A 21,195-nucleotide genomic window follows, 5' to 3' on the forward strand; every position below is an offset into this window, starting at 1 on the left:
TTAGGCGGCCAGGGGCTGCTGAGCCGGTGTGCTGTCGGTCACCGGCTCTCCATCCTTGAACGTCATCCCGTCAAGCATCGTCGCGATCTTTTCGGGGGCGCGGATGCGCCGCCACGAGTCTTCGGCCGACTCGATCAGCTTGAATGCCAGGCCGAGGAACGTCGCGCGCGAGACGCAGTTGCGCGTGCGCTTGGTGCGGTGACGCACCGTCGCGAAGGTCGATTCAATCGGATTCGTCGTGCGCAGATGCTGCCAGTGTTCGGCCGGGGGGTGTCAGAAATTCCGTGTTCAAGGCGGGGTTGAGGTTTACACGGATGGCCGGACGAAACGATCCTCGTAAAGGATAGCGAATTGGTTCATAGCTGTCTTCCAATCTTGAGCGGCGCGGCCCCAATCTGCGGTGATGTTACGCAGCGCCAGCCAGATCAGCTTTGTTGCCGCATCATCGGTTGGGAAATGGCCTCGGGTCTTGATGATCTTGCGAAGCTGCGAGTTGATGTTCTCAATAGCGTTCGTTGTGTAGATCACCCGGCGCACAGCGGGCGGGAACGCGAAGAACGGAATGACACGATCCCAGGCATTGCGCCACGCGGCACTGACCGGCGGGAATTTCTGGCCCCACGGCCCTTGGGAAAATGCGTCCAATTCGGCCAGAGCCGCCTCGGCGCTTGGTGCCGTATAGATCGGCTTGATTGCGGCGGCCAGCCCCTTACGATCCTTCCAGCTCGCGTAATCCAAACTGTTGCGGATCAGGTGGACGATGCACGTTTGCAACGTCGTCGCTGGAAACACCGCGGCTAACGCCTCGGGCATGCCTTTGAGGCCGTCAGTCACAGCAATCAGGATGTCGCCCACGCCGCGCGTTTTCAGATCGTTGAACACTTTCATCCAGAACTTGGCCCCCTCGGTGTTCTCGATCCACAGGCCCAGGATGTCGCGCGTGCCGTCGGGCAGAATGCCCAGCGCGAGATAAATGGCCTTGTTACGCACGACGGCATCCTCGCGGATCTTCACGCGCAGCGCGTCGAAGAACACGACCGGATACATCGGCTCAAGTGGCCGAGCCTGCCACGCCGTGACTTCAGCCATCACTTCGTCAGTGACTGAGCTGATGAACTCGGGCGAGACCTCGGTGCCGTACTGCTCCAGAACAAAGCCCTGAATCTCGCGCACGGTCATACCCCGGGCGTACATGGCGACTATCTTGTCGTCGAAGCCTGTAAAGCGTCGTTCGTGTTTGGGGATCAACAGTGGTTCGAAGCTGCCATCACGGTCGCGGGGCACCCCGATGCGAATCGGGCCGCCTTCAGTCAGAACCGTCTTGGCGCCTTTGCCATTGCGCTGATTGGTCACGCTGGCCGGTTTGGCCGCGCCAGGCGCGTAGCCGAGATGGTGATTGAGCTCGCCCCCCAGCGCGCGTTCTATGAGCGCCTTCTTGAGCGCAAGCGTCGCGGCGTGGATGGCTTCGGCCGTCATCGGGCCGTTACCGAATTGTTCAAGCAATTCAGCGGGAATTGCCGGTAGCTCTACCGGCGGGGTCTTCGGTTTGCGAGGCATAGTCACTCCTTGGCGACATGTTATGCCTCAAACACGAAATTAATGACAGGCCCTTCGGCCGGGAAATCGTAAAATGCCAGCAGCTCGTCGCGATCTTGCGTCAGCTTTTCGACCACCTTCGGATACTTTGCCGAGTGGGTATCAACGAAGTGATCGAAGGCAACCAGCGCTTCGGCACGCGTGGCGGCCATCCAAATGTCCTGCATCGCCTTTTTGGCGCGGGCCTGCTGCGATTTCGGCAGCGCGTTGAGCACGTTGCCCATCTTGTGGAACCAGCAGCGCTGATGCTCGGTCTGCGGGAACACTTCTTCCATCGCTGCCCAGAATCCCATCGCACCATCTCCGCAAGCCAGCAGCGGCCCTGACTGCAGACCGCGCTTTTTCAGATCGAGCAGCAGTTCGGCCCACGACGCCTTCGATTCCCGATACCCGTCACTGATCGCCACACGCTCTTTCGTTCCGTCCGGTTTGACACCAATGATCACCAACAGGCACTGGCCGTCGGAATCGTCGCTGCGCACGCCGGTGTGAATGCCGTCAGCCCACCAGTACACCCAGCGCGCCAACGACAACTCACGCTGATTCCACTGAGCATGCTCATCGGCCCATTGCGCCTTCAGACGACTCACCACATTTGGCGACAGGCCGCTGACCTGGCCGCCCAGCATGATGCCCATGGCTTCGCTCATGTCGCCCGTCGAGATGCCTCGCAGGTACAGCCACGGTAGTGCGGCCGACACGCGTGCGGATTTGCGAACGTACGGCGGCACGACCGCCGAATTGAAGCGGATGCCCGAACCCGAGCGATCACGCACCTTCGGTACCCGAACCGGCACCGGACCGATGGCCGTGACGACTTCGCGCTCTGGTAGGTAGCCGTTGCGCACCACGGCACGCCGACCGTCGATCGACCTCACGTTGCTGTACTGTTCAAGCATGCTCGCCAGTTCCGCTTCGACTGCCTGCTCGATGATCTGCCGCGCGCCTTGCTGGATCAGTTCATCGAGCGCGCTCTTCGTTTGTGCTTTACTGCCGTTCGTTTCTTTCGTAATCTTCTTCATGGTGGTCGGGGCCGGCTCGCGCCGGCTTTGCTCGGTGTGCCTTCGACAAGCAACATTCTCAGCTAAACCGCCACCGCCTTCTCATATTTCCCAAAGCACCCCGTACACCAGATTCGACAATAGCTCCCTGCCATGACTTCTACATAGGCGGTACCTTCCAGCAATGAGCGATCTGTAATCGCCCGGAACGGGCAAGTCGAACTCATTGATCGAAACCCTCGCAAAATGTGGGGACGCTGGATTGTCAGCGATCCAGCCAGCGATGTCGAACGACCGCTTCTGGCCGAACACAGCCAGATGTGGGCGGCGGTTTTCGACCCGAAGCGGTCCGTCGAGATTCTCGGCAGCGAACGTTCAGGTGCGACGCATTTGCGGCTACGAGAGTTAAGATGTTCGGTGCCAAACCTGTCCCAGTCGGTAACCGCAAGTGTGGAACACTAACGATTCGCGCCAGCGCGCAGGTTTTTCATTGCTGCCCGAGAAATGGCATGGGAACTCGCCGATGAAGGCAGCGTATATTTTCTAGCGCTGCGACTGGACAAAGCGCAAAAAACAGCAACCACATACGGCATTCACTATGGCTGACAAAAACCAGTTCCAAGCGATCCTTCGAGCGAAGGTGATTTCTGCTATCGAACACGCGAAGGCCACCGCTGGCCTCACCCATCAGGGAGTGAAAGGAGCGGTGCTTGAGATATTGGTCGGCCAACTTTTCCGCCCTCTACTGCCTGCAGATATTGGCATTGGAACCGGCCAAATCGTCGAAAGCTACACGGGTCGGCTGTCGGGACAAATTGATATTATCCTTTACGACCGCTCAATATTGCCGCCGATTCTCTTGGATGACAAAATAGGGGTATTTCCAATAGAGTCCGTCCTTTACGCGATTGAAGTGAAAACTACGCTCACCGCGTCCGAGCTAGCGAGCGCGCACGAAAGTGCGAAGGACCTCCAGATGAATTTCGGATACCTTCCTGGCCTTCGCAAAGAGGGGAAGGTTGTTGATACACATCAAATCGAAAAAGTGCGCACAGTGATTTGCGTTGAAGACGGATCTCTCAGGAAATAATCTGAATGAAGCCGAACGATACAAGAAAGTATATAGAGAGGATGTCGCCCACGTACGCGCCATTTGTGTGGCTGGGCGAGAGTACTGGTTCGACGATGGCACTCATTGGATCGGCGGATTTGATGTCGATCAATATGACGGAGTTCTCGCTTTCATCGGCGGCGTTAGCAACACCTACCGCTCAGTGGCAGCGAGCCGGGGATACCCGCTTTTAGGCAGATACATAATCCCCGGGGAAACGATGAAATTTTTGGTTCATTGAGCATTACCGGGGAAGGCGGCGCGGATTTTGAGGAAGAAATATTCCTCGTCGCGGTAGCCGTAGGCGCGCCGCTTAATGACCTTGATAGTGTTGTTAATGCCCTCAACGATGCTGGTGTTTAGACGATGTCGGCATCTGGCCAGGATGCCATGCAGATAGCCTTTCAGACGCTGAGCGAAGGTGTTCAAGGGGGCTATTCCGCTTTGCTCGGCCTGCTCGCACCAGTGGTGCCAGGCTTGTTTTGCCCAGGCAGGTCTTCGGTAGAACCAGAGCCGCTTGAGTTCGTCCCTCAGGACATAGACCGTCAGCAGCGGCTGGTTGGCTTGCAGCAATTCGTCGAGCCGGACGGCCTGCTGCCGGTCTAGCTTGTCGCGGTTGCGCAATAACAGCCAGCGGCTCGATTTGATGACCCGGCGCGCGGGACGGTCCTGGCGCAGTTGGTTGGCCTGATCCACGCGCACCCGATCAATGACCTCTCGTCCGTACTTGGCCACGACATGGAACAAGTCATAGACGATCTCCGCCCGTGGGCAGTGGGCCTGGATTTCTAACTCGTAGGCCGTAGTCATGTCGATGGCTACGGCCTTGATGCGTTGGGCGACCCCACGCGGCAATTGCTCGAAGAACGCCCGAGCCGTCTCGCGTGAGCGTCCTGGGCCGATCCACAGCACCTGCCTGCTGATCGGATCGACGACTACCGTCGCGTACCGATGCCCTTTATGCAGGGCGAACTCGTCCATCGCTAAATACTCGATCCTGGACCAATCCGGTTCGCGCACTGACGCTCGGAGCCGGGCCTTGTCCAGCGTCTTGACGGTATGCCAACCCAGCTCGAAGAACCTCGCCACCGCCTGCACGTTGCTCGATTGCAGCAATTGGCTGCAGGCCGCCGCAAGCCGATCCGTCACCCGCTGGTAGCGACCCAGCCAAGTAAGCCGCTCCAGGCGCGGGCCACCGCATTGCTCACACAACAAGCGCCGGCGTGGAACATGAAGAACAACCCGGTACTCAAATAACGGCAGATCTCGCACCCGGCGCACCGTGGTCTCATGGACCTGGCGACATCGTGCGCCGCACTGCTCGCACAGCATCACCTTGGCGGTTGGCTTCAAATAGATCGACAGCGTGCGCCCTGTGCCCTCGGGCCACTCCACGCGTTCGACGGCATAGCCCTGCCAGCCTCCCAGCGACTCCAGCAGCTTGCGATCCAGCATCTCCACGCACTCCTGATGGCAAATTCCTGCCATCAAGAGTACGAAAACTTGTCAAATCCCTCCACGCTATTGCGCGATGAACCAAATTTTCTTCCCTCCCCTCTGGGACGAATCCAATACTGCATGCGAAATGCGACACCTGTGGGTTCGAGGCAGACGTCACGCCTAACGTGCCTCCAATCGAATTGGTGGTCAACGGCGCGATTAACACCTCCTGTCCGCACTGCAATGGCAAGTTGACGTCGGAGCCCGCGCAATACAAATTTTCCGCCGGAAAGCTCGTGTCTATATGTCCACTTGAGACCCCGTAGCGAAACAGATTTTTCGAGTTTACGGAAATTTGGCCGCGCTGACGAAGGGGAGCTTATGGACCATAAGCGGTCTGACGCGACGGGCCGTTTCCGCCCCTTTTGTGACATCCGGCGTGATACAGCGACATGGCGACTTTGATCGGTGAAGCGGACATATCTTCAATAAAGCTAGCATGTGCGGTTTAGTATCGAATGCTTGCTGCCAGCTATGCAATTCGCAGGTTCAACTCAGTATTCAAATAAGGTGCGGGCATAATCATCTAGCGCCGAAAAATCCACTCCTTAATGTGTTGAACAATCATTAGCTATGAGCAAAAAACCCTACGAAGAACGCACGGACCTGGAGAAGATTTAGTCCCCGTGGCACAAACTGTCGGGACTCCACACCCGAGAGGAATAGTCCGCAGCCATCGTTCGCGCAACGATGGCTGCCGAGATTGCAGCTAACTTTGCGGTTCGAGCGGAGTTTTCCGCGCAAAGCGCACTGTCGCCCGGTAATGCCCCCGTTTTCCACGGTCAGCAGAAGTAGAAACTAAGCGACCATGGCAAGCCGCTGCTTCGGGGTAAAACCGCCCAATGCCATATTCGGGCGCTCGTGATTGTAAATCCACATCCAGTCGGCCGCCGCTTCGCGAACCTGCTCCAGGTCCTCCCACAGGTACTGCGACAGCCATTCGTATCGCGCAGTCCGGTTGAACCGTTCGATATACGCATTCTGCTGCGGCTTGCCCGGCTCGATGTATTCCAGCCGGATGCCTTGCTTCTGCGTCCATGTCACGATGGCCGCACTCAAATATTCCGGGCCGTTGTCGCACCGGATGACCTTCGGCTTGCCTCGCCATTCCATATGCTGCTTCAGCGTGCGAATCACCCGCTCGGATGGCAACGAGAAATCCACCTCGATGCCCAGCGCCTCGCGGTTGAAATCATCAATCACGTTCAGCGTCCGGATACTGCGCCCGTCAACCAGTTGGTCATGCATGAAGTCCATCGACCACACTTCATTGATGGCCTCCGGTACCGATAGCGGCTGCGGCGTTTCGCGCACCAGCCGCTTTTTCGGCTTGATGCGCAGGTTCAGCTCCAGCTCCCGGTAAATCCGGTAAATGCGCTTGTGGTTCCAGCCGAATCCCTTCACATTACGCAGGTAGAAGTAGCACAGCAGAAAACCCCAGTTGCGATGGCAGCCCGTAATACGCAGTAGCCAGTCGGCAATCTCTTCGTTCTCCGTGTTCAACTTCGCCGCGTACCGGTAGCACGACTCGCTGATGCCGAGCACCGCGCACGCCACACGAATTGACACGCGCCGCTGTTGCACAACTTGCTTTGCCATCTCGCGCCGACGAGATGGCTTCAGAACTTTTTTTGCAGGGCCTCCGAGGCAATCTCAGCCTTGAGCTTCTCCTCGATGTACATCTTGCGAAGCCGGGTATTCTCCGCCTCCAGCTCCTTCATGCGCGACATCATCGACGCGTCCATGCCGCCGTACTTCGAGCGCCACTTATAAAACGTTGCCGAACTGATGCCCAGTTCTCGGCACAGCTCCGGCACCGCCAGCCCAGCCTCCGCGCGCTTGAGCGCCTCCAGTATCTGGCTGTCCGTGAATCTCGACTTCTTCATCTGCAGAACTCCCTCTTAACGAGAAAATTCTACTTCTCCTAGCGGTGGATTTCAGGGGGCATTACCCGGCCACTCAACTTGATGCCCCGGTTCTCGCATGCGAGAACCGCCAGCCCCCCCGGAACTGCAGGTAGTGGAACATAAAGAGTGTATGCTCATTGCGTCAATTTTCTTATCTAAGCACTTGATAATTAATTAGAATTCTGAGAATACAAACTTCTCGAATTCGCGTAATTTATACGCTCATTGGAATACGATGTTCAGCTACGGAGAATCAATCAAATGGTAACGGATTGTTGACTCAGTGTTAACGCGCTGGTGATTTTTTGGTAGCTTCGTGTTGACGCCCCTTAAAGCGAACATCAGCGAGGACATGATGTGGAATGAGAACGAGGAAGACGATGAAGTGACCCTGGCGATCATCCGCGGCCTCGAGAGCGATTGCGATGACGACAGTGAAGCCAGGTTTCATTTAAGCCAGGGACGTTGTATTTATTATGACTACCCCGGCACCGAAGAACTGGTGCGCGAGTACCCCGACGGCCGAATTGAGCCGGTTGACGTTGACGATGCGGGCTGCATATTCGTCAAGTCGCTTGGCCCATCTCGCCCCTGATTGTTACAGGCCAAATTGCCGCCGAGCATTGACCACGATTACTTGCCATCGCGCTCTTTTAACGCCGCAGAAACAGCCTGCCGCGAGACGCCAAGCAGCCTTGCGAGATCGGACTGCTTCGTAATCCCCTGCTCAATCAATTTATCGATTAGCCGCGTCGGTGACTTCATCGCCTGTAGCATCGCATAGGCCTCTTGGCGGATGTGGGCGTGTGCCTCTAAATCCCACCGGGGCAATTTGTCGGCGTCCCTTGCCCAGATTTCCGCTTGAACATGCTCAAACTCAACGACGAACCGTCGATCTCGCTGATAGGCTCGTCGCGAATCATCGGATCGTTTGGGATTGTGATTCTCGCAATAGAGCCTGCTCGGCTTCGGGGTTCCGTCCGCTTGCTTCGGCAACCGAACCGCGGCCTGAAGATCACCATGTTTTGACCATTCAGTGATTAGCGTTCGCCTCTCAACCTGGTCGCGAAAAGCCTCCACAGTCCAATCACCGCGCATATCACGAACGTCACAATAGGCCAGGAGCATCCTCCCTGCCTCATAAGGCCCAAGGTCACCGGCCAACGCTTGCTCGTATCGGGCCACGATCTCATGCGACTGCCGCAGCGCCTCTTGGCGAATTCGATCAGTCAGGGGAATCGCCTTCACTGCCCCCTTACGAAGGCACTTGAATACCGCCCTTGCCTCGATAGCCGTTGCATATTCGGTCGTTCGTCCACAAAGCTCACAGAAGCACCAGGAATACGGATTCCTCAGCTTCGCGCGTATTCGCGCGGACGAAGTTTCATGCTCTGCAACAATCTTGCCCATTGCAGGATCAAATGCCGGTCGTGAAGTTCGCTTGTTGGGCACGCTGACGTAAACCAAAATCTAACTATTGTCGCCCTCAATATTACAGCCGAAACGCATCCTTAAAGCACTCACCGTAACCAAAGGAATGTTTCCGTATGAATATCGAAGAGGTGCTTAACGCGCAGTACGGCCCCTTGCTCAGCCTAGTGCAACTCGCAAAGGTTCTGGACCGCTCATCGGAAGGTTTGCGCATTAGCCTGAGAGCCGACTGCGAATGGACGAGAACGATCAACGCCACCAAGTTAAAACTTGGCAGACGGGTATATTTCCGTACTTCGGAAGTGGCACGAATCCTCAGCGGTCAGTGAGTCGGGCCAACAATGAAATCATTGCGTCATTGCCGTCCCAACCAGCCGGGCACATCGAACGGGACACCCGGACTCAGCGACAAGATGGCTGGATCTCGCCCGATCATTCCAAGCTTGGCCCCTCGCTTCCGCGCCATCCCGAATCACTTGGCTAGGTCGAGCATTTACGCTCCCATTGCTCGGGGCCGCAGGATCCTGCATCAAGGAGCAACGTTGATAAGCCGATCCGATGCGACCATTCGATTCTCAGGCCAGCAGTTGGATCAGTCGCATGCGGATGTCTGGATGCAATTGCTCTACGAATCGACACGCTTTCCAGTTGGGCGCCCCTTCGCGATCAATCGTGCGACCTTTCTACGCGCCATAGGCCGACACACAGGAAACTGCGAATACAAATGGCTAATGCGCTCTATGGAGGCACTCGCGTTTGGAATGCTGGTAATCGATGTGCGTACCAAGAGAGGTGAATCGCCCCGGCTTTCGAGGAGGCCGGTTGGTTTAAGTTAACGCAGGCGCTTCAGCAGTATTTCTGAGTTGCCTGTAGTAGTTTGCCTCAGCCTCGGCTGGCGGGATATAGCCCAGCGGTTCCATCAGCCGATGATGGTTGTACCAGGCTACCCATTCCAGGGTGGCGAGCTCGACGGATTCCTTCGTTTTCCAAGGCGCTCGCCGGTGAATCAGTTCCGTTTTGTATAGACCGTTGATCGTTTCCGCCAGGGCGTTGTCATAGCTGTCGCCGCGGCTGCCGACCGATGGCTCAATGCCCGCTTGGGCAAGTCGCTCGGTGTACCGAATGGAAACATATTGCGATCCCCTGTCGGAGTGATGGATCAGCGTCCCGTCGTCGCCCGGTTGGCGGGCATACAGCGCTTGTTCAAGCGCATCGAGTACGAAGTCGGTGCGCATGGTACGACTCACCCGCCAGCCAACGATGCGTCGTGCAAACACGTCGATGACGAACGCCACGTACAGCCAGCCCTGCCACGTCGAAACGTAGGTGAAATCGGAAACCCAGAGCTGATTCGGCCGGTCGGCTTTGAATTGGCGATTGACCCGGTCCAGCGGGCGAGGTGCCGAGACATCGGGAATCGTTGTGCGAACCCGTTTGCCGCGCACCGCGCCTTGCAATCCCAGCCGCTGCATCAGTCGCTCGACCGTGCAGCGGGCCACCCGAATTTGCTCCCGGTTCATCTGCCTCCAGACCTTGTCTGCGCCGTAGACCCGCATGTTGGCGTGCCAGACACGCTGGATTTCCGGGCACAGCACGTCGTCACGCTTGACTCGGGCGCAGCGCTTGGATGGATCGCGAAGCTGGGCAGCATGGCGCCAGTAACCCGACGGGGCAATCCGCAAAACCTTGCAGATCGACTCGACCCCGAAGGTGTCGCGATGCTGATCGATGAAGGCTTTCAGGACTTGATACGGCGGTCGAGCTCCGCCTGGGCGAAAAACGCGCTGGCCAGTTTGAGAATCTCGTTGGTCTTGCGCAATTCCTTGTTCTCGCGCTCCAGCGCCTTCAGGCGATCACGCTCGCTCGCGCTCAGGCCGGCACGTTCGCCGTTATCGATCTCGTCGCGCTTGACCCAATCGTTCAGCGTTTGCGGCGTGCAGCCGATCATCGGCGCAATCGACTCGACCGCCGCCCACAGCGACGGATGCTCGCTACGCTGCTCGCGCACCAGGCGCACTGCGCGCTCCCGGACTTCCGGGGAAAACTTGCTCGATCTCTTGTTCATGGCTCCATTCTCTCAAGAGTTGGAGCCTTGTATCTTCGTCTTCGTGATGGTTAGCTACCGTCACATGAGGTGAAGTGAGCATGTTTGGAGCCTGAAGGCTTGGACCTTGCTGTGGAGATAATGCCCTTCGCCTCGCCCTCACCAGCACAGACACTGAACGGTAGCCAAGGGCGTGGACCCTGTATGTACAAGGCAAGTGGGTGAGTTGGTATTGATTCCTCGATTAAGGATCAAATTGATGTTCTACCTCGGTATTGATGTTGCCAAAGCCAAGCTGGATTGCTGCCTGCTGGACATGACAAACGGCAAGCGTAGTACGAAGGTTGTTGCCAATAGCCGCGCCGGCCTAACCGATCTGTTGGGCTGGTTGGGCAAGAGACACACCGAGCCGAGCCACGTACATGTCGCGCTCGAAGGTACCGGCGTCTATCACGAGATGGCCGCGTGTGGCCTGCACGATGCCGGGCTCTCCGTGTCTGTCGTTAATCCTGCGCAGGTGCGTGCTTTTGCGACGGGAATGGGCGTGCGCACGAAGAACGACATGGTAGACAGCCACGTGTTAGCGCGCTTTGCGATGCACGCACAGCCAATGCGCTGGAGTCCTCCAGCGCCCGAGGCTCGCATACTTCAAGCACTGATGGCGCGCCGTGAAGCGCTTGCACAAGATCTTCAGCGTGAGCGCAACCGGCATGAGAAAGCGGAAATCACGGCTCCAACGGCGCTAGTCCTGCATTCGATTCTCGAGACGATCGAGTTTTTGGAGCGCCATTTAGCCAGCCTGCAACGCGAGATCGATGATCACATTGCTGCCCATCCGGGCCTTAAAGCAAACTTGATGCTGCTGCAAAGTATCCCGGCAGTTGGCCCTCAGGTAGGCCGCACGCTGCTTGCCATCATGCACGCGCGCCACTTCGATTCTGCAGAACAACTTGCGGCGTATCTCGGCCTGGTGCCGGTGCAGAGGCAGTCGGGATCGTCGATCCAGGGCCCTTCACGTTTATCGAAGGCCGGGCCGCGAGCTATTGTCGAATCTGGTGTACGGGGTGCTTTGGGAAATATGAGAAGGCGGTGGCGGTTTAGCTGAGAATGTTGCTTGTCGAAGGCACACCGAGCAAAGCCGGCGCGAGCCGGCCCCGACCACCATGAAGAAGATTACGAAAGAAACGAACGGCAGTAAAGCACAAACGAAGAGCGCGCTCGATGAACTGATCCAGCAAGGCGCGCGGCAGATCATCGAGCAGGCAGTCGAAGCGGAACTGGCGAGCATGCTTGAACAGTACAGCAACGTGAGGTCGATCGACGGTCGGCGTGCCGTGGTGCGCAACGGCTACCTACCAGAGCGCGAAGTCGTCACGGCCATCGGTCCGGTGCCGGTTCGGGTACCGAAGGTGCGTGATCGCTCGGGTTCGGGCATCCGCTTCAATTCGGCGGTCGTGCCGCCGTACGTTCGCAAATCCGCACGCGTGTCGGCCGCACTACCGTGGCTGTACCTGCGAGGCATCTCGACGGGCGACATGAGCGAAGCCATGGGCATCATGCTGGGCGGCCAGGTCAGCGGCCTGTCGCCAAATGTGGTGAGTCGTCTGAAGGCGCAATGGGCCGATGAGCATGCTCAGTGGAATCAGCGTGAGTTGTCGTTGGCGCGCTGGGTGTACTGGTGGGCTGACGGCATTCACACCGGCGTGCGCAGCGACGATTCCGACGGCCAGTGCCTGTTGGTGATCATTGGTGTCAAACCGGACGGAACGAAAGAGCGTGTGGCGATCAGTGATCGGGTATCGGGAATCGAAGGCGTCGTGGGCCGAACTGCTGCTCGATCTGAAAAAGCGCGGTCTGCAGTCAGGGCCGCTGCTGGCTTGCGGAGATGGTGCGATGGGATTCTGGGCAGCGATGGAAGAAGTGTTCCCGCAGACCAAGCATCAGCGCTGCTGGTTCCACAAGATGGGCAACGTGCTCAACGCGCTGCCGAAATCGCAGCAGGCCCGCGCCAAAAAGGCGATGCAGGACATTTGGATGGCCGCCACGCGTGCCGAAGCGCTGGTTGCCTTCGATCACTTCGTTGATACCCACTCGGCAAAGTATCCGAAGGTGGTCGAAAAGCTGACGCAAGATCGCGACGAGCTGCTGGCATTTTACGATTTCCCGGCCGAACACTGGCAGCATCTGCGCACGACGAATCCGATTGAATCGACCTTCGCGACGGTGCGTCACCGCACCAAGCGCACGCGCAACTGCGTCTCGCGCGCGACGTTCCTCGGCCTGGCATTCAAGCTGATCGAGTCGGCCGAAGACTCGTGGCGGCGCATCCGCGCCCCCGAAAAGATCGCGACGATGCTTGACGGGATGACGTTCAAGGATGGAGAGCCGGTGACCGACAGCACACCGGCTCAGCAGCCCCTGGCCGCCTAATCTTGCTCACGCCCCGTACACCAGATTTGACTTTAACTCCCGGGCCGCCCAAGGTACGGGCAACTCTCTACATGGCGGCCGTCGTCGCTAAACGCTATAACCCCCACATCAAGGCATTGTGTGAACGCTTGGCAGCGCGTGGCAAATCCACCATGTCTATACTCGGCGCTGCAATGCGTAAGCTTGTGCATCTGTGTTTCGGCGTTCTGAAGACACGACAGCCTTATCGGGCGAACTACGTCGCAATCGCTTGACGGGCAAGACGGTATCTCCACAAAATCCGGGGCGGTTCAAGGCGATCGGTAAAGGCTCGAGGAGTACCGTCTTGATGGGAGGCGAGTCTGTGGGTACTTTTGCGTCCACCAAATGAAATGGTGGGCGCAAAAGTGGACAAGGTTTTGAGTGTGGCTGTGGAAGCGGTACCTTACCGACGAGCGAATTTCTCAATGGAGTTCAAGCGCGCAACGGTTGAGGCAACGTTAAGGCCAGGTGCGTCGGTTGCTTTGACGGCGCGCAAGGCAGGCATCAACGCCAACTTGTTATTCAAATGGCGCCGGCATTATCTGGCTGGCGCTTACGGTGATGTCACGCCTGAGCTTGTTACTCGCCAGAGTTCTGCGGCTTCGGTGACCGAGTTTGTTCCCGTGACGATCACGAAGGCTCTCGTTGGTATCCCCACGCCGTCGGCAGACCAAGCAGTCCCGACCTCACGATGTTCATTGCGGCACGAGGGGAAGATCGAGTTGGTGATGCGTGGCGGCACAATGCGCTTCGATGGTCCGCTGAGTTTGGAGTTACTGCGCGAGTTGATCTCGGAGCTACGCACATGGGGATGCGGACAAAATCTTGGACTACTTTGAAGGTAGTCCATGTATTCATACCAAGAACGCGTTCGGGCGGTCGAGCTGTACCTGAAACTCGGGAAGCGCAGCAAAGCGACCATTCGCCAGTTGGGTTACCCGACGAAGAATTCTCTCAAGGCGTGGTGTAACGAATTCGAGAAGATTGGCGATCTGCAGAGGGGGTATGTTCGCGTAAAGCCGAAGTACTCAGAAGAACAGAAGAACGTAGCACTCGAGCATTACGTCAACCACGGGCGCTGCTTCGCCTTCACCCTCAGGACATTGGGCTATCCCTGTCGCCAGATACTAACGGAGTGGGTTCGCGAGCGCTATCCGGAAACCAGGAAATGCGTGGTTGGCAAGGCCGGTCGACCAACTGCTTCATTGGTGTCCAAGCAGGCTGCGGTGTACGAACTGTGCACACGGGAAGGAAGTGCAGAGGCGGTGGCCCGAAAGCTGGACGTCGACAGGGTGACGCTGTACAACTGGAAGAACCAGTTACTCGGCCGAGAGGCTCCTGCATCCATGAAACGCGACAAAGGCTCGCCCGCAGAGACAGATCGGGACGAACTGGAACGGCAGGTCGAAGCGCTCCAGCGCAAAATTCGCAATCTGCAGCTTGAACAGGACCTGTTGAAGAAGGCGAATGAACTCCTAAAAAAAGGTTCATTGAGCATTACCGGGGAAGGCGGCGCGGATTTTGAGGAAGAAGTATTCCTGGTCTCGGTAGCCGTAGGCGCGCCGCTTAATGACCTTGATAGTGTTGTTAATGCCCTCAACGATGCTGGTGTTTAGACGATGTCGGCATCTGGCCAGGATGCCATGCAGATAGCCTTTCAGACGCTGAGCGAAGGTGTTCAAGGGGGCTATTCCGCTTTGCTCGGCCTGCTCGCACCAGTGGTGCCAGGCTTGTTTTGCCCAGGCAGGTCTTCGGTAGAACCAGAGCCGCTTGAGTTCGTCCCTCAGGACATAGACCGTCAGCAGCGGCTGGTTGGCTTGCAGCAATTCGTCGAGCCGGACGGCCTGCTGCCGGTCTAGCTTGTCGCGGTTGCGCAATAACAGCCAGCGGCTCGATTTGATGACCCGGCGCGCGGGACGGTCCTGGCGCAGTTGGTTGGCCTGATCCACGCGCACCCGATCAATGACCTCTCGTCCGTACTTGGCCACGACATGGAACAAGTCATAGACGATCTCCGCCCGTGGGCAGTGGGCCTGGATTTCTAACTCGTAGGCCGTAGTCATGTCGATGGCTACGGCCTTGATGCGTTGGGCGACCCCACGCGGCAATTGCTCGAAGAACGCCCGAGCCGTCTCGCGTGAGCGTCCTGGGCCGATCCACAGCACCTGCCTGCTGATCGGATCGACGACTACCGTCGCGTACCGATGCCCTTTATGCAGGGCGAACTCGTCCATCGCTAAATACTCGATCCTGGACCAATCCGGTTCGCGCACTGACGCTCGGAGCCGGGCCTTGTCCAGCGTCTTGACGGTATGCCAACCCAGCTCGAAGAACCTCGCCACCGCCTGCACGTTGCTCGATTGCAGCAATTGGCTGCAGGCCGCCGCAAGCCGATCCGTCACCCGCTGGTAGCGACCCAGCCAAGTAAGCCGCTCCAGGCGCGGGCCACCGCATTGCTCACACAACAAGCGCCGGCGTGGAACATGAAGAACAACCCGGTACTCAAATAACGGCAGATCTCGCACCCGGCGCACCGTGGTCTCATGGACCTGGCGACATCGTGCGCCGCACTGCTCGCACAGCATCACCTTGGCGGTTGGCTTCAAATAGATCGACAGCGTGCGCCCTGTGCCCTCGGGCCACTCCACGCGTTCGACGGCATAGCCCTGCCAGCCTCCCAGCGACTCCAGCAGCTTGCGATCCAGCATCTCCACGCACTCCTGATGGCAAATTCCTGCCATCAAGAGTACGAAAACTTGTCAAGAGCTATTGTCGAATCTGGTGTACGGGGTGCTTTGGGAAATATGAGAAGGCGGTGGCGGTTTAGCTGAGAATGTTGCTTGTCGAAGGCACACCGAGCAAAGCCGGCGCGAGCCGGCCCCGACCACCATGAAGAAGATTATGAAAGAAACGAACGGCAGAAAAGCACAAACGAAGAGCGCGCTCGATGAACTGATCCAGCAAGGCGCGCGGCAGATCATCGAGCAGGCAGTCGAAGCGGAACTGGCGAGCATGCTTGAACAGTACAGCAACGTGAGGTCGATCGACGGTCGGCGTGCCGTGGTGCGCAACGGCTACCTACCAGAGCGCGAAGTCGTCACGGCCATCGGTCCGGTGCCGGTTCGGGTACCGAAGGTGCGTGATCGCTCGGGTTCGGGCATCCGCTTCAATTCGGCGGTCGTGCCGCCGTACGTTCGCAAATCCGCACGCGTGTCGGCCGCACTACCGTGGCTGTACCTGCGAGGCATCTCGACGGGCGACATGAGCGAAGCCATGGGCATCATGCTGGGCGGCCAGGTCAGCGGCCTGTCGCCAAATGTGGTGAGTCGTCTGAAGGCGCAATGGGCCGATGAGCATGCTCAGTGGAATCAGCGTGAGTTGTCGTTGGCGCGCTGGGTGTACTGGTGGGCTGACGGCATTCACACCGGCGTGCGCAGCGACGATTCCGACGGCCAGTGCCTGTTGGTGATCATTGGTGTCAAACCGGACGGAACGAAAGAGCGTGTGGCGATCAGTGACGGGTATCGGGAATCGAAGGCGTCGTGGGCCGAACTGCTGCTCGATCTGAAAAAGCGCGGTCTGCAGTCAGGGCCGCTGCTGGCTTGCGGAGATGGTGCGATGGGATTCTGGGCAGCGATGGAAGAAGTGTTCCCGCAGACCAAGCATCAGCGCTGCTGGTTCCACAAGATGGGCAACGTGCTCAACGCGCTGCCGAAATCGCAGCAGGCCCGCGCCAAAAAGGCGATGCAGGACATTTGGATGGCCGCCACGCGTGCCGAAGCGCTGGTTGCCTTCAATCACTTCGTTGATACCCACTCGGCAAAGTATCCGAAGGTGGTCGAAAAGCTGACGCAAGATCGCGACGAGCTGCTGGCATTTTACGATTTCCCGGCCGAACACTGGCAGCATCTGCGCACGACGAATCCGATTGAATCGACCTTCGCGACGGTGCGTCACCGCACCAAGCGCACGCGTAACTGCGTCTCGCGCGCGACGTTCCTCGGCCTGGCATTCAAGCTGATCGAGTCGGCCGAAGACTCGTGGCGGCGCATCCGCGCCCCCGAAAAGATCGCGACGATGCTTGACGGGATGACGTTCAAGGATGGAGAGCCGGTGACCGACAGCACACCGGCTCAGCAGCCCCTGGCCGCCTAATCTTGCTCACGCCCCGTACACCAGATTTGACTTTAACTCCTTGTCAAATCCCTCCACGCTATTGCGCGATGAACCTAAAAAAAGACCTGGGCGTCGACCTGCAACTCCTGAGCAACCGGGAGAAGACGACGCTGGTTGACGCCCTGAGAGAGCAGTACGTTTTGGCTGAGCTGCTTGAGCAGCTGGACTTGGCGCGCAGCTCCTATTTCTACCATCGGTCGCCCATGCGGGTTGCCGACAAATATGCCGAAGTTCGTCGTACCGTTGCGGAAATCTTCGAGGACAATCACCGATCCTAGGGGATGCGGCTATTTTCTTGGACTGTTTTACGTCGTTAACCCGAGGCTTTCACGGTACTCGATGGGGCTGAGATAGCCAAGGGAGCCCTTGATCCGCTTTTCGTTGTACCAGCGAATGTAGGCGTTCAGTGCCTCTACGAATTGCACGATGGTCGTCGAACGCCAGTCCCCTGGATAGAACATTTCGGTCTTCAGCCTTCCGAAGAATCCCTCACAGGCCGCATTGTCTGGTGAGCAGGCTTTACGCGACATGGATCGGATCAGATTAGCCTTTGCAACTCGCGATAGCCAGCCAGGCCAACGGTAGTGGCCACCCCGATCGGAATGTACGATCGGCTTCTCATCGTCCTCGGTCACGGTCTCGATAGCCGCATCTAACATGGTATTCACGAGCTCGGCGTCGGGGCTTGTGCCAATCGGCCAACTGACTACCATGCCATCGAAGCAGTCGATCATCGGCGATAGATATACCTTCCCGGCCGGGATCTGGAACTCGGAGATATCCGTCAGCCACTTTTCGTTGGGGGCGGTAGCGTGGAAATCGCGATTGATGATGTTATCTGGGGCAGGGCTAATTTCCCCGACATAAGAACGATATCGGCGCCGCTTGGGCCTCGCCGCGTAGAGGCCGCCTTGTTTCATGAGGCGACGCACGACTTTCTCCGATAGAAACACGCGTTGTCTGCTGAGCGCTGCCTGCACCCGACGATAGCCGTAGGATCGGTGATTGTCCTCGAAGATTTCCGCAACGGTACGACGAACTTCGGCATATTTGTCGGCAACCCGCATGGGCGACCGATGGTAGAAATAGGAGCTGCGCGCCAAGTCCAGCTGCTCAAGCAGCTCAGCCAAAACGTACTGCTCTCTCAGGGCGTCAACCAGCGTCGTCTTCTCCCGGTTGCTCAGGAGTTGCAGGTCGACGCCCAGGTCTTATTTTAGGAGTTCATTCGCCTTCTTCAACAGGTCCTGTTCAAGCTGCAGATTGCGAATTTTGCGCTGGAGCGCTTCGACCTGCCGTTCCAGTTCGTCCCGATCTGTCTCTGCGGGCGAGCCTTTGTCGCGTTTCATGGATGCAGGAGCCTCTCGGCCGAGTAACTGGTTCTTCCAGTTGTACAGCGTCACCCTGTCGACGTCCAGCTTTCGGGCCACCGCCTCTGCACTTCCTTCCCGTGTGCACAGTTCGTACACCGCAGCCTGCTTGGACACCAATGAAGCAGTTGGTCGACCGGCCTTGCCAACCACGCATTTCCTGGTTTCCGGATAGCGCTCGCGAACCCACTCCGTTAGTATCTGGCGACAGGGATAGCCCAATGTCCTGAGGGTGAAGGCGAAGCAGCGCCCGTGGTTGACGTAATGCTCGAGTGCTACGTTCTTCTGTTCTTCTGAGTACTTCGGCTTTACGCGAACATACCCCCTCTGCAGATCGCCAATCTTCTCGAATTCGTTACACCACGCCTTGAGAGAATTCTTCGTCGGGTAACCCAACTGGCGAATGGTCGCTTTGCTGCGCTTCCCGAGTTTCAGGTACAGCTCGACCGCCCGAACGCGTTCTTGGTATGAATACATGGACTACCTTCAAAGTAGTCCAAGATTTTGTCCGCATCCCCCCTCGAACGCATCGGCGCGTTGTATCAGGTCGAGGAAACGATACGAGGCAAACCGCCCGATGAACGGCGCGCGTACCGGCAGGCCCATGCCCGGCCACTGCTCGACCATCTCCATGCATGGCTCACCGCCATGCTGGAGACGCTCTCGCGCAAATCCGACACGAGCCGGGCGATTCTCTATGCCTTGAACCGGTGGGAGGCGCTCACGCGCTACTGCGATGACGGCCTGCTGGAGATCGACAATCTGCCGGTCGAGCGTGCATTGCGCGGCGTAGCTATCGGACGCCGCAACTACCTGTTCGCGGGCGCAGACTCGGGCGGAGAACGTGCTGCCGCAATTTACAGCCTGATCGGCACCGCAAAGCTCAACGGCATCGATCCTGAAGCCTATCTACGCCACGTGCTCGGGCGTATCGCTGATCATCCGATCAATCGGATTGATGAACTCGCGCCGTGGGCCGTGGCCGACCAGATCGCTCACGCATAACCCCGAATTCCACGCAAGACGGCGCAGGCTACACGCTTACGGCAATTCGCGAACTGCAGCGAGTAGAAATCATCGCGGGCGGACGAATTGCGCTGAACTCAAGAAACATGCTTCAGGCAGTTTGGAACCGACTTTAGCCATCGGGGTTACATCGCTGACGCATCGGGGTTACGTCGCTCAATATCGGGGTTACATCGCCATCTTTCGGGGTTACATCGCCATCTTTCGGGGTTACATCGCGTCCACCGCCTGCAACACCATGAAAATAAAACCCTTTTTCGGCCTCAAACCACCCCTACCTTTCTTCTACCTATCTCTACCCAAGTCGGATGTGGATAACCCCGCATAGACAGATGGTATGAACGCCGCCCTCCCTTCGCGCTGGATTCAGGCCCCGGACACGGAAGTGACTTTGGGAGTGTTGGGTCCCTCCAGAACCGAATGGCATCAATGTGCCAAAGTGGAGGTGTCGCGACCACTTGAGGAACGGAGGGACCATCATGAATACTACGACGTTCGGGCTCGACATTGCAAAGCGGGCTTTCCAGATGTATTGGGTCGAAACGGAAACGGGAGAGATTGTGAACCGGCGGTTCACGAAGCAACAGGTTATAGAATTTCTTGGCCAGCGACCGGCCGGACGGGTGGCTTTGGAAGCCTGCGGAAGTGCGCACTGGTGGGCACGCAAGATCGTAGCGCTGGGTCATGAAGTCGTATTGCTGCATGCGAGATTCATCCGCCCGTTCGTCCAGAATAACAAGACCGATGCGACGGACGCTCGTGCGATCTGGACGGCAGCACAGCAACCCGGCATGCGTTCGGTAGCACCGAAGACAGCGGATCAGCAGGCCACGCTGGCCCTGCATCGCATGCGTTCACTGCTAGTCAAGTCACGTACCATGCAAGTCAACCAGTTGCGCGGCCTGCTGTACGAATTTGGCGTGACGCTCAAAGCGGGTCGCGTCGCCGGCCTTGCCGAGGTCCGCGAGCGACTACATGAAATCGAAGAGGTCGTTCCGGGCACGTTGTTCGATGCGCTGCGCGACCAGCTTCAGCACATCGAGCGGATCGACGGCGAGATCAGGAAACTCGAGAGACAGATCGTTGCCTGGCAACGACAGGAGGCGGCATGTCAGCGGGTCGCTACGATTCCAGGTATCGGACCATTGACGGCGACAGCCCTGGTCGCGACGATCGGCGATCCTGCTGCATTCAAATCCGGACGTGAGCTTGCCGCGTACCTCGGCCTGGTTCCCAGGCAAAGCGGTACAGGCGGCAAGGTACGGTTGGGCGGCATAAGCAAGCGCGGCGACAGCTATATACGCATGCTACTGATTCACGGTGCACGAGCGGTCATGTTCAAGAGCAGGAGCAAGGGCGCCTGGAGCGAGCAACTGTCCCTGCGTCGGCCTACGAATGTGGTTGCCGTCGCGCTGGCAAACAAGATGGCGCGAACAGCGTGGTCGTTACTCGCGCACGACAAAACTTACCAGACAGACTACGCAGCACAAAGGGCTAGCTGAAAAGCAGGGGTATCGAGCACGAGTCACGCAGACAGGTTGCGAAGGTCGATAACGATGTGATGGCGAGACAGGTTGGTCCGCAA

13 protein-coding genes, 8 pseudogenes and 1 other annotated feature are annotated in these 21,195 nt (G+C 57.9%); of the genes and pseudogenes, 12 read left to right on the top strand and 9 right to left on the bottom strand.

All coding sequences use genetic code 11. The annotated features are described in order from the left end of the window. From MB84_RS16045 to MB84_RS16055, 3 genes and pseudogenes are all read right to left on the bottom strand, one after another. A pseudogene (locus MB84_RS16045) lies at nt 1-267 on the bottom strand (IS256 family transposase); the annotation flags it as partial. Nucleotides 268-306: 39 nt separating this feature from the next. Continuing rightward, complete coding sequence (locus MB84_RS16050) at nt 307-1,557, bottom strand: IS256 family transposase (RefSeq protein WP_046290551.1); 1,251 nt, start codon at nt 1,555-1,557, stop codon at nt 307-309. 53 nt (nt 1,558-1,610) lie between these two features. Further along, a pseudogene (locus MB84_RS16055) lies at nt 1,611-2,618 on the bottom strand (IS256 family transposase); the annotation flags it as partial. Between the two features lie 577 nt (nt 2,619-3,195). On the opposite strand from MB84_RS16055, the gene MB84_RS16060 reads away from it, so the two are divergent. Continuing rightward, on the top strand, nt 3,196-3,687 hold the full coding sequence (locus MB84_RS16060; RefSeq protein ID WP_046292502.1) for a DUF6602 domain-containing protein: 492 nt from the start codon (nt 3,196-3,198) through the stop codon (nt 3,685-3,687). A 255-nt stretch (nt 3,688-3,942) separates the two neighbouring features. On the opposite strand, the gene MB84_RS16070 is transcribed toward MB84_RS16060, so the two are convergent. Together MB84_RS16070 and MB84_RS16075 are read right to left on the bottom strand one after the other, a co-directional pair. Further along, on the bottom strand, nt 3,943-5,163 hold the full coding sequence (locus MB84_RS16070; protein ID WP_046292470.1) for an ISL3 family transposase: 1,221 nt from the start codon (nt 5,161-5,163) through the stop codon (nt 3,943-3,945). An 843-nt stretch (nt 5,164-6,006) separates the two neighbouring features. Continuing rightward, a protein-coding gene (locus MB84_RS16075) for an IS3 family transposase (protein ID WP_157122635.1) occupies nt 6,007-7,094 on the bottom strand; the annotation gives its coding sequence in 2 pieces (ribosomal slippage) (nt 6,007-6,845 and nt 6,845-7,094; 1,089 coding nt in all). A gap of 337 nt (nt 7,095-7,431) precedes the next feature. Between MB84_RS16075 and MB84_RS16085 the strand changes: the two genes are divergently transcribed. Beyond that, nucleotides 7,432-7,710, top strand: coding sequence for a hypothetical protein (locus MB84_RS16085; RefSeq protein ID WP_157122758.1), 279 nt, complete (start codon nt 7,432-7,434; stop codon nt 7,708-7,710). Between the two features lie 38 nt (nt 7,711-7,748). On the opposite strand, the gene MB84_RS16090 is transcribed toward MB84_RS16085, so the two are convergent. Then, on the bottom strand, nt 7,749-8,525 hold the full coding sequence (locus tag MB84_RS16090) for a hypothetical protein (protein WP_046292505.1): 777 nt from the start codon (nt 8,523-8,525) through the stop codon (nt 7,749-7,751). A 137-nt stretch (nt 8,526-8,662) separates the two neighbouring features. Here MB84_RS16090 and MB84_RS29050 point away from each other — a divergent pair, with 137 nt between their 5' ends. Then, the gene (locus MB84_RS29050) at nt 8,663-8,875 is read left to right on the top strand and encodes a hypothetical protein (protein ID WP_046292506.1); all 213 of its coding nucleotides are present in this window, start codon (nt 8,663-8,665) and stop codon (nt 8,873-8,875) included. 498 nt (nt 8,876-9,373) lie between these two features. Here the strand turns inward: MB84_RS29050 and MB84_RS16095 are convergent. Next, nucleotides 9,374-10,611, bottom strand: a protein-coding gene (locus MB84_RS16095; RefSeq protein ID WP_157122759.1) for an IS3 family transposase whose coding sequence is annotated in 2 segments (ribosomal slippage) — nt 9,374-10,320 and nt 10,320-10,611 — 1,239 coding nt in all. Because the reading frame shifts where the segments join, the coding sequence is not laid out codon by codon here. Continuing rightward, nucleotides 10,214-10,330 (bottom strand) — a sequence feature (AL1L pseudoknot). Its footprint overlaps the gene before it by 117 nt. A 196-nt stretch (nt 10,612-10,807) precedes the next feature. On the opposite strand from MB84_RS16095, the gene MB84_RS16105 reads away from it, so the two are divergent. From MB84_RS16105 to MB84_RS29060, 5 genes and pseudogenes are all read left to right on the top strand, one after another. Then, nucleotides 10,808-11,695: an IS110 family transposase gene (locus MB84_RS16105; protein ID WP_245725388.1), complete on the top strand. Its 888-nt coding sequence runs from the start codon at nt 10,808-10,810 to the stop codon at nt 11,693-11,695. Between the two features lie 58 nt (nt 11,696-11,753). Next, nucleotides 11,754-13,020, top strand: a pseudogene (locus MB84_RS16110) (IS256 family transposase). 41 nt (nt 13,021-13,061) lie between these two features. Beyond that, nucleotides 13,062-13,274 (top strand): annotated as a pseudogene (locus tag MB84_RS31035) (IS110 family transposase); the annotation flags it as partial. Between the two features lie 117 nt (nt 13,275-13,391). Beyond that, the gene (gene tnpA / locus MB84_RS16115) at nt 13,392-13,880 is read left to right on the top strand and encodes an IS66-like element accessory protein TnpA (protein ID WP_052653462.1); all 489 of its coding nucleotides are present in this window, start codon (nt 13,392-13,394) and stop codon (nt 13,878-13,880) included. 9 nt (nt 13,881-13,889) lie between these two features. After that, nucleotides 13,890-14,525 (top strand): annotated as a pseudogene (locus tag MB84_RS29060) (IS3 family transposase); the annotation flags it as partial. Nucleotides 14,526-14,528: 3 nt separating this feature from the next. On the opposite strand, the gene MB84_RS16120 reads toward MB84_RS29060, so the two are convergent. Further along, a complete protein-coding gene (locus MB84_RS16120) occupies nt 14,529-15,749 on the bottom strand; it encodes an ISL3 family transposase (protein ID WP_046289972.1) in 1,221 nt (406 codons plus the stop codon). Between the two features lie 181 nt (nt 15,750-15,930). Here MB84_RS16120 and MB84_RS16125 point away from each other — a divergent pair, with 181 nt between their 5' ends. Continuing rightward, nucleotides 15,931-17,196 carry an IS256 family transposase gene (locus MB84_RS16125; protein ID WP_046290953.1) on the top strand — a complete coding sequence of 422 codons (1,266 nt, stop codon included), beginning with the start codon at nt 15,931-15,933 and terminating at the stop codon, nt 17,194-17,196. Between the two features lie 74 nt (nt 17,197-17,270). After that, nucleotides 17,271-17,489: pseudogene (locus MB84_RS16130) on the top strand (IS3 family transposase); the annotation flags it as partial. A gap of 33 nt (nt 17,490-17,522) precedes the next feature. Here the strand turns inward: MB84_RS16130 and MB84_RS16135 are convergent. Then, a pseudogene (locus MB84_RS16135) lies at nt 17,523-19,061 on the bottom strand (IS3 family transposase). Nucleotides 19,062-19,100: 39 nt separating this feature from the next. Between MB84_RS16135 and MB84_RS16140 the strand changes: the two are divergent. Next, nucleotides 19,101-19,589: pseudogene (locus tag MB84_RS16140) on the top strand (IS66 family transposase); the annotation flags it as partial. A 500-nt stretch (nt 19,590-20,089) separates the two neighbouring features. After that, nucleotides 20,090-21,112, top strand: coding sequence for an IS110 family RNA-guided transposase (locus tag MB84_RS16145; RefSeq protein WP_046293183.1), 1,023 nt, complete (start codon nt 20,090-20,092; stop codon nt 21,110-21,112). The last annotated feature ends 83 nt before the right edge of the window (nt 21,113-21,195 follow it).

Origin of the sequence: Pandoraea oxalativorans, assembly GCF_000972785.3 — a bacterium.
Classification (GTDB): Bacteria; Pseudomonadota; Gammaproteobacteria; order Burkholderiales; family Burkholderiaceae; genus Pandoraea; species Pandoraea oxalativorans.

Bases quoted from the DNA above. Each gene is read 5' to 3' on its own strand.
- MB84_RS16090 (WP_046292505.1), bottom strand. From the start codon at position 8,525: ATGGGCAAGATTGTTGCAGAGCATGAAACTTCGTCCGCGCGAATACGC.
- MB84_RS16120 (WP_046289972.1), bottom strand. From the start codon at position 15,749: ATGCTGGATCGCAAGCTGCTGGAGTCGCTGGGAGGCTGGCAGGGCTAT.
- MB84_RS16060 (WP_046292502.1), top strand. From the start codon at position 3,196: ATGGCTGACAAAAACCAGTTCCAAGCGATCCTTCGAGCGAAGGTGATT.
- MB84_RS16125 (WP_046290953.1), top strand. From the start codon at position 15,931: ATGAAGAAGATTATGAAAGAAACGAACGGCAGAAAAGCACAAACGAAG.
- tnpA (WP_052653462.1), top strand. From the start codon at position 13,392: ATGGTGGGCGCAAAAGTGGACAAGGTTTTGAGTGTGGCTGTGGAAGCG.
- MB84_RS16145 (WP_046293183.1), top strand. From the start codon at position 20,090: ATGAATACTACGACGTTCGGGCTCGACATTGCAAAGCGGGCTTTCCAG.
- MB84_RS16070 (WP_046292470.1), bottom strand. From the start codon at position 5,163: ATGCTGGATCGCAAGCTGCTGGAGTCGCTGGGAGGCTGGCAGGGCTAT.
- MB84_RS29050 (WP_046292506.1), top strand. From the start codon at position 8,663: ATGAATATCGAAGAGGTGCTTAACGCGCAGTACGGCCCCTTGCTCAGC.
- MB84_RS16050 (WP_046290551.1), bottom strand. From the start codon at position 1,557: ATGCCTCGCAAACCGAAGACCCCGCCGGTAGAGCTACCGGCAATTCCC.